The organism is Streptomyces sp. NPDC059957 (assembly GCF_042730015.1).
GTDB lineage: Bacteria > Actinomycetota > Actinomycetes > Streptomycetales > Streptomycetaceae > Streptomyces.
This window is the reverse complement of sequence record NZ_JBHWMB010000021.1, coordinates 114,403-122,035: the sequence shown is the minus strand read 5'-3', so window position 1 is coordinate 122,035 and position 7,633 is coordinate 114,403. Positions and strand designations below refer to the sequence as shown.

At 67.6% G+C, this 7,633-nt stretch carries 9 protein-coding genes; 5 read left to right on the top strand and 4 right to left on the bottom strand.

The features are described from left to right. The 3 genes from ACFWBW_RS16885 to ACFWBW_RS16875 form a co-directional block, all read left to right on the top strand. The coding region (locus tag ACFWBW_RS16885) for a hypothetical protein (RefSeq protein ID WP_385373090.1) at nt 1-1,235 on the top strand (1,235 nt) is incomplete at its 5' end. A 199-nt stretch (nt 1,236-1,434) separates the two neighbouring features. After that, nucleotides 1,435-3,090, top strand: a complete 1,656-nt coding sequence (locus ACFWBW_RS16880) for a hypothetical protein (RefSeq protein ID WP_385373088.1) — start codon at nt 1,435-1,437, stop codon at nt 3,088-3,090. 172 nt (nt 3,091-3,262) lie between these two features. Next, complete coding sequence (locus ACFWBW_RS16875) at nt 3,263-3,472, top strand: hypothetical protein (protein WP_385373086.1); 210 nt, start codon at nt 3,263-3,265, stop codon at nt 3,470-3,472. 58 nt (nt 3,473-3,530) lie between these two features. Here the strand turns inward: ACFWBW_RS16875 and ACFWBW_RS16870 are convergent, their stop codons facing one another. Genes ACFWBW_RS16870 through ACFWBW_RS16860 form a run of 3 tightly spaced genes read right to left on the bottom strand, consistent with a single transcriptional unit; the run spans nt 3,531 to nt 5,234 of the window. Continuing rightward, on the bottom strand, nt 3,531-4,343 hold the full coding sequence (locus ACFWBW_RS16870; protein ID WP_385373084.1) for a DUF4253 domain-containing protein: 813 nt from the start codon (nt 4,341-4,343) through the stop codon (nt 3,531-3,533). Between the two features lie 32 nt (nt 4,344-4,375). Further along, nucleotides 4,376-4,780, bottom strand: a complete 405-nt coding sequence (locus ACFWBW_RS16865) for a hypothetical protein (RefSeq protein ID WP_385373082.1) — start codon at nt 4,778-4,780, stop codon at nt 4,376-4,378. A 28-nt stretch (nt 4,781-4,808) separates the two neighbouring features. Then, nucleotides 4,809-5,234: a DUF4259 domain-containing protein gene (locus tag ACFWBW_RS16860; RefSeq protein WP_385373081.1), complete on the bottom strand. Its 426-nt coding sequence runs from the start codon at nt 5,232-5,234 to the stop codon at nt 4,809-4,811. Nucleotides 5,235-5,401: 167 nt separating this feature from the next. Between ACFWBW_RS16860 and ACFWBW_RS16855 the strand changes: the two genes are divergently transcribed. Continuing rightward, the gene (locus ACFWBW_RS16855) at nt 5,402-5,584 is read left to right on the top strand and encodes a hypothetical protein (protein ID WP_385373079.1); all 183 of its coding nucleotides are present in this window, start codon (nt 5,402-5,404) and stop codon (nt 5,582-5,584) included. A gap of 251 nt (nt 5,585-5,835) precedes the next feature. Here ACFWBW_RS16855 and ACFWBW_RS16850 read toward each other — a convergent pair whose 3' ends face one another. After that, entirely contained in the window at nt 5,836-6,039 is a 204-nt protein-coding gene (locus tag ACFWBW_RS16850) for a hypothetical protein (RefSeq protein WP_385373077.1), read from the bottom strand. A gap of 792 nt (nt 6,040-6,831) precedes the next feature. On the opposite strand from ACFWBW_RS16850, the gene ACFWBW_RS16845 reads away from it, so the two are divergent. Then, nucleotides 6,832-7,633 (top strand): trypsin-like serine protease (locus ACFWBW_RS16845; protein WP_385373075.1); only part of this gene is annotated, 802 nt, incomplete at its 3' end.

The following is a 7,633-nucleotide window of genomic DNA, read 5'->3' as shown; positions in this document are numbered from 1 at the left end:
GCACGTCCGGCTACTCGCAGGGTGAGCTCCGGCGCCTGGTGGCCGCTGCCCGTGCGGATGTGGCCGCGATGCGCGAACGGATCGCACAGGGCAGGGCTCTGCTTGCCGCCCCGGACGGCGGGCCGGAGGCGGAGCGGTTGCGGACTGTAGCCGAGGGCGGCCGACTGGAGCGCCTGCACGATACTCGGGCGGCGGGCCGGATGCTCTTCCCGATGAGCGACGACCTGCCGGGGATGCTCGTGCTGATGGCTGCCGTCAGCGGGCGCAACATCGAGACGATCAAGGAGCTTCCTGCCGAGCACCAGGTCGTGGAGGGCAAGGCGGTCGAGGTGGTGCTGACCAAGCGGCGGCGAGGAGCCCGGCGCTGGCATGAGTCGGTGTTGTGGGAGATCGGCCCTCCCGGACAGGAACTGCGGCATCCCGGCGGGCTCTACCTGTTGCTGCACGGCCTGATGGCGCCCAGCCGGAGTCGGGCGAGCGATCCGCAGTGGTTCTGGGCGTTCTTCCGCGGCGTGTACTTCGGAGACCAGCACGGCAATCCGTTTCGCAGCGCGATGACGGCCGGGCTCCCGATGTCCGCCTGGGTCGACCGCCACGGCCTCACTGATGACGCCGGGGCTCCGATGACGGTGGCATTCAGACGGATCCGCACCAGCGTGGAGGCCCGCCGCACCCGGCAGATGGGCGGGCATCTGCCATCGGCGGCCCGGAGCAACACCGTCCCGGTGCTGTTCCGGAACTACCTGCGTGAGGACCCGTCCACGGTGGAGTGGGCGCACGAGGTGATGGCCGACGCCCTGGCGGACGCCGAGCAGGCCGCACTTGAAGCCCACCGTCGTCTCGCCGACCGTGCGGGCCGGCCCGAGATCCTCGCCGACAGCGTCCTCAGCCCGGCAGACATCACAGAGGGCCCCTGGTCCGGTTGCCGGGACGCCGAGAACCATCCGGTCACCGGTCGCGCCTGCCGTGCGTCGTTTCTGGACTGCTTCCACTGCGGCAACTGCGTCATCACCCCAGCCCACCTTCCCCGCCTGCTCGCCCTCCTGAAAGCGATGGACCAGCGGCGCCGGCAGATGGACGACCAGGTGTGGTGGCAGCGGTACGGGCCTGCGTTCGCGGCGATCCGCCACGACGTCCTCAGCCGCTTCACCCCCGAGCAGGTCCGCGAGGCCACCTCCTCACCTGATCACGACGCCGACCTCGACTTGGTGGAGGAACCATGGCAGCAGCCCTGACCAACCCACACCCGTACCTCAGGAAAGCGGCGGGAGCCGGTTTGTTCTCGCCGGCCGTCCGCTGGCCCCCGGTCACCGCCTGGAAGACACCGCGCGCTACGAAGACCCCACCTGGCTCCTGGCCCCGGCGCTCCTACAGCGCCAGCAAGCGGCCACCCGACTCGACTTCACCCGGGCGCCGGAGCCCTTCGTCTGCGCTTTGAAGGACCTCTTCGCGGTGATGCTCTCCGGCACGCTGCCGCCCCACGAGCCGCGGCCGAAGATGATGTCGATCCGTCGGCACTTCACCGAGCAGCTCCGCTTCACCCACTGGGTCGCCGCCCGCCTCGGACAGCCCCGCCTGGCCGACCTGACCCTCGACGACTTCGCCGCCTACGCACTGCACCTACATACTGTGCTACCCGGCGAAGCCAGCCGCGAAGTCGCCCAGAGTGCAGTCCGCCTGCTCTACCGCTACCGCACGGTATTGCCCGGCGACCACCTCACCGTCAACCCTCTGGACTGCGAGGAGTGGGGCAACAGCACCCGCCGAGCCCGCGCCGAGAACACCACCCACCGCATCCCCGAACACGTCATGGGCTCGCTCCTGGCCTGGTGCCTACGCATCATCGACGAGCTGGCCCCCGACATCCTCACCACGCTCGACGCCTACCGCGCCCACGAGGCAACCGGCCGTCCCGGATGGCAAGCCCCCCGACCTCAGCTCTCCACCGTCTGGCCCCACCTCTCCGCCGACGAGCCCGCCAGGCACCAGCACAAGAGCGCACGGTCCCGGTTCAACACCTTCGAGCTGGCCCGCCTGCTCCAAGGCGCCTGCTACATCCTGATCGCCTACCTGTCGGGGATGCGCGATTCCGAGATCAAGCACCTGCGCCGCGGCAGCATCCACGCTCTGCTCGACGGCTCCGGCCACCGCTACCGGTGGACGATCACCAGCCTCGCCTTCAAGGGCGAGAGCGACCCCGCCGGCACCATCGCGACCTGGATCATCGGCGCCCCGGCCGCTCGCGCTGTCGCCGTCCTCGAACTCCTCCAGCCGCCCGACACCGACCTGCTCCTGCGCAGCCTCTACCCGGCAGAACGCATCCGGGCCGGAGCGATGACACTGCGCTCCAGCAACGAGCTCATCAACCGCGTGATCACCTGGATCAACGCCTACTGCCATCAGTACCGGCTCCCAGACTCGATCCCCGAGGTCAACGGAGAGCCCTGGAACCTGACCGCGCGGCAGTTCCGCCGCACCCTGGCCTGGTACATCGCCCGCCGCCCCGGCGGCGTCATCGCCGGAGCCGTCCAGTATCGCCACCTCGGCATCCAGATGTTCGAGGGCTACGCCGGCACCAGCGACTCCGGCTTCCGCGCCGAGGTCGAAGCCGAACAGTCCACGCAGCGCAGCGAACACCTCTTGGCCCTGACCACTGACCACCAGCACGACCTGAGCGGCCCCGCAGCCCACGAGGCAGCCACCCGGCTCGCCGACTTCCACCACCGCACCGGGTTCACCGGCTCCGTCGTCACCGACCCGGCGCGCCTGCTGCGCGTCCTGGCCCGCCACAACCCCGAGGTCTACCCCGGCACTTACGTCACCTGTGTCTTCAACCCGGACAAGGCGCTGTGCCGACCCCGCTCCACCCCCGGAGGGCGAGCGGGTCCAGTCCCGCACGACTGCCAACCGCTGGAATCCCGCAACGTTGCGCTGACCACCGACAACACCACCGCCCTTGCCGCCGAGGCCGACCGCATCGACCACCGACTCCGCGCCCGCCCCGTCCTCCCACCGCTGCTGCACGCCGGCTTGGCCCGGCGCCGCGACGCGATCCACGCCTTTCTCACCGCCAACAGGACCGCCCAGTGACCGCCCACCGCCACCCACTGCCGAGCCGCATTGACGTCCACGCCGCCATCGACAGCCTGACCTCCGAGACCGGCCGACGCCCGAGCGTGCTGGCCCTCGCCACCCGCCTCGGCCTCGCCAACACAACCTGCGCCGCAACTACCCAGACATCTGTGCCGCGCTCGCCGCCATCGTGCGCACGCCAAGGGGCACGACGGCAGCCGACGCCTACAGCAAAGTCCAGGCCAGCAATGCCCGGCTGCGACGGGACAACCGCGACCTCGCCGAACAGCTCGAACTCGCCATCGCCGCCATCCAACGCCTGAGCATCGACAACGGCCTCCTGCGCGCCGCCCTTCACGATGCCCGCGCCGTCACCCCACTGCCCCGCCGCCCCCGATGACCGACTCCGTCGCCACCAATCAGATGCGCCAGCGAGCTCGCACCCAGCGAGTGCCGGATCAGTCCCACCAGAAATCCCAGCGGTGGGCGCCAGTGATCCGCTCGGCATACGCGGCCAGTGTGTACGGTCTGCTGCCCTGCCAGATGTTGTCAGGGCAGAACGCAAAGTGCTCGGCTGCAACCAGCAGAGCCTCATGCTCGCTCACCGGTGGCGTGGCGATGCTGAGGTGCAGCGTGGAGAACCCGACCGCGACGACACGGGCACCGAATCGGTGTTCCCAATCCCGGACGACCGCAGAGAATTTCGCGGTGTCGTTTTCGTAGTTGCAGGGGCCGGCCCAGCCCACGGCTGTCAGAGCTTCGGCACCGGACGGAGCGGCAACCAGTCCAAGACGTGTCCGCGGGCAGTCGGTGAGGAACGCCTCCGCGAACTCTGAGGCCAGTTGCTCAGGGTTCGTTACCGTGTCCCGGCTGGCCGCAAGGCCGGGCCATACCTGTCCGAAGGGGGCCGTGACAGCGAGGCGCCTTTTGACGTCGAGCATGTCGTCGTCTTCATCGACGGCCGTGTAGGTCGCCCACCACTGTGCGAGGAGGCCGGCAGGATCATGGCTTGCCGGGGAGGACATCTGCTCAGGGAAGACCTCCCCGGACCCCCAAGGGCGGAACTCGTCATCGTTCGGGTCCAGCGCGTCGAGGAGCAGCGGCCACAAGCCGCAACGTGCGTGTTCGGTGTGCATCCGCGTCCAAAGCTCAGGCGCGGCTGGCCCGTCACTGAGCCACAAGGGCTGTTGATCTCCGTCGCCTTCATCGGATGTGACCATCCGACCGGGCGGGAGCAGGCCATCAAGGCTCGATCGGGATTCAGGGTGCATGGACCGGATGCTAGTGCTGCGACCAGGGGGTATCACTGAGAGGGTCCGAGCGCTCGATCCCGGTACTCCTGGAATGCCTCCCAGCCTGACGTATGCCCAGGGGTTATCAGGTCCCCATTCGCGCAGTCGAGCACTTTGCACCGCAGAGCCTCGGCGAGACGGAAGACGTCCGTCACCACGTCGCCGCCGGAGCCCCGGATGTGGAGCATGATCGAGTCCACCGGATCTTCCGACCCGATGTTGAGTTCGACGGACCAAGTCGGGCCGGAAAGCTCGCCCCAGGCTGGGTCCGAGAGGTCAGCTTCGGGGCAAGCCTGAGTCACAGCTGCGAGTACGTCGTCACGCCGGCCGAGCGGCTCCGGGGTGTAGTCAGCGGGGATCTCGTGTACAGAGGTGACGTCGGCGGGTAGACGCATGAGAAGGACATCCCAGCTCATAGGGACCTTCCGGTAGGACGGGTGCGGGTCAAACCAGGCTGAGCTGTTCTCCCGATGGTTTTGGCAGGAGCACGTTCTGCAGGCGACGGATGTTCGCGCGCCAGGGCCCGCCATCTGACTCGGCCCATAGGTCCATCAGTTCGGACGGTTCGGTCATGATGCGGTCGAGGGCCTGGAGAGCGAGATCGCGCAGGCCAGTGAGATCCGGGAGGGGCTCTTCCGGCCCATAGATTGGATCGGCCGGCTCACCCCCGGGGCACTGCGCCCCGACGAGCGCGGCCGCGGCTACGGCTACCTCGGATTCGGGTGCTTCGAGGTAAGCCGCGGTGTCGATCACACGTGTGAGAGCACTCCGGACGATGCCCTCACGTTCGCCTGCAGCTACCTCATCAAGGTCACCGCCAAAGTCCGCTGCGGTGTCGTTGTCGAAGGGGCCGACGTCCCAAGTACCCATGGTCTCTCCTGATCACGATGTTGACCGGGGCATCCTGACAGAGGCCACTGACAGAAGTCGTGCAGTCCAGAGCGGGGTTTCAGCCGCATGTGACTGGTCGAGACAGATGTCACCTGGCCTCGATATCCGTCACCTGCGTCAGCTCGGCGGGCTGCCATCATGCTCAGATGGCCCACGACATAGTGTTCTTCCTCGCCGCCGACGACGAGACAGCTGCTGCAACGCGCCTGCGGGGACCTGGTGAGGCCTTTGAGTCAGTGACCTGCCGTTTCATTGAGCCGGACAGTGCCATCGCCGAATGGGACATGTACTTCCAGGAGCCTTCGGCCGAGGCCCCACCGGTCGAATAACTCCTTGGGTGGGCGTGGCCGAAGTGGGTCGCCGCCCCCTTGAACGATGGCGTTGAGGTGTTCGCTCTGCCGCAGCGGCTGACCCGAGCACTGGCCAACGCGAGCTCCGCCGAACTCGGAGAACTCGCAGGCATCTGGACCACGCGCCTCCGGTCCGAAGACGGAGACGACATGACCGACGATGACCTGTTGGCAGTGCTGCAAGGGGTTGCCCGCCTCGCAGCGTCTGCGGTGGACAACGGTGGCGGCCTCTAGAGCTGGAGCTTCTGACCGTCCCTCCGTGAGGGGCGCTCGTTCTTGACGCCGCTGCACGCCAGGAGCTCGGTCCCGGTGGCGTCGAAGTACAGGGTGAAGAACCAAGACCGGTCTGCTGCAACGATGTTGCCGGTACGCAGTTGCTCATCGCGGTCCCGAGGACGGAGGATCTCGACGGTCTCGTCAAGGCCGAGGGTCATCAGACCGATCTTCAACGACCTCCTCAGCCTTGTCGCAGTGATGCCAAAGACCATCCAATGCGGGGCCTGGCCGTCGTAGAGCATGACCTCGCCGCCGTCAGCAATGGCGTCGCGCGCTGCCTTGCAGGCACTGGTCTGGTCTGGTCTTTGAGTATCGCAGTGATGTCACGCTGGCTTGGATTCTCGTCCTCGGTGGCCATGCGGCGACTGTAGAGACCGAACACAGGCGTTGCTACAGGATTCGGCGTGACCTGCGCAGAGCTCTGGGACAGAGGCGGTCGTGACAGGTCGAGCTGCAGACGGGCAACAGCGTGGTCAATCGGTCAACACCAAACCCTGGCTGCAAGACGCCTTCGACGCCGGACACCTTCGTCCAGGACTTCAGCCGCTCCCGCCTTGGCCAGGTCCGTCGTCATCAGGCAAAGGGTCCATGGGGCCGTCAGAGCCTGGGCGGTAAACAGTTCCTCCAGCAGTGCGCGCCCGACCCGACGAGCAGAACCCCTGACGGGCGCCATGGAACGCGGCGCCCACCCGACGCGACAGCCGAGCCCCAACCCGACCATCACTCGCCCGGCAACCCGAAACGGGCCGCCGGAGAATCCGACGTCCCGTCGCGAAGATCGAGGCTGGACCATCGCCCGCAACGTACTCCCCAGGGACCTGTCCCTTCCTCCCTCACCCTCAGTGAGTGATCGTCCCTTGCATGTTGTACGTTCACGCAGGCGTTCTATCCGCCTCACCACATTTTTCATGCTGCACCTCGTTGGTTTGCAGCACCACAAAGGAACATTCGTGAGAATTCGCGCTCTCAACGCGCTTGGGTCATCGGCCGTGGTCGCCGCCCTGTTCGGCGCCGTCGCAGCCGTCCCGCCCGCCGCCGCGGTGCCCTCCATGGTCATGGCCGGCACGGAGACCAGTGCCGCACCGTACGCTGTCGAGGAGTCGGCCTACCCGGGGGCCGCCCAGATCCTGCAGGAGCAGGGCGTCAACCTCAAGCGCGGCAACGGTGGTCTGCTCCTGATCGCCTGTGACAAGCCGTGGGACATCATGGTGGAGTCCCGGGTGGCCGGCGGCCGCAACTTCTGCTTCGACGCCCTACGCCCTGACGGCTATCTGGCCTTGGAGATAGACACCGCCTTCGGTATATGGACCGAAGATGTCGCCATCCAGGCCAAGCTGACCGCGGAGGGCAACACCACCACGGTCAACGTGCCCAAGGACTCGGTCAGGCCCGTCGGCGAGTCGGACCATTCGTCCGGCCGCAAGCAGTCCGTCCTCGCCGAGCTCCGCGTCACCAGCGGCCCGGCCGCGCCCCTGACGCCGCTGCCTGAGCTCGCCTTCGCCGGTACGGTGGACGTCGGCGACAGCAAGCGCTCCTGCACCGCAGTGCTCGTCGACACGGACTGGGTGCTCACCGCCAAGAGCTGTTTCGCCGACAAGCCCGCGGAGTCCATCGAGGTCGCCGCCGGCGCCCCGCAGGAGAAGACCACGGTCACCTTCGGCACGCAGACGAGCGAGGTCGTCGAACTGGCACCGCGCACCGACCGCGACCTCGTCTTGGCGCGCCTGGCCAAGCCCACGACCGGCATTACCC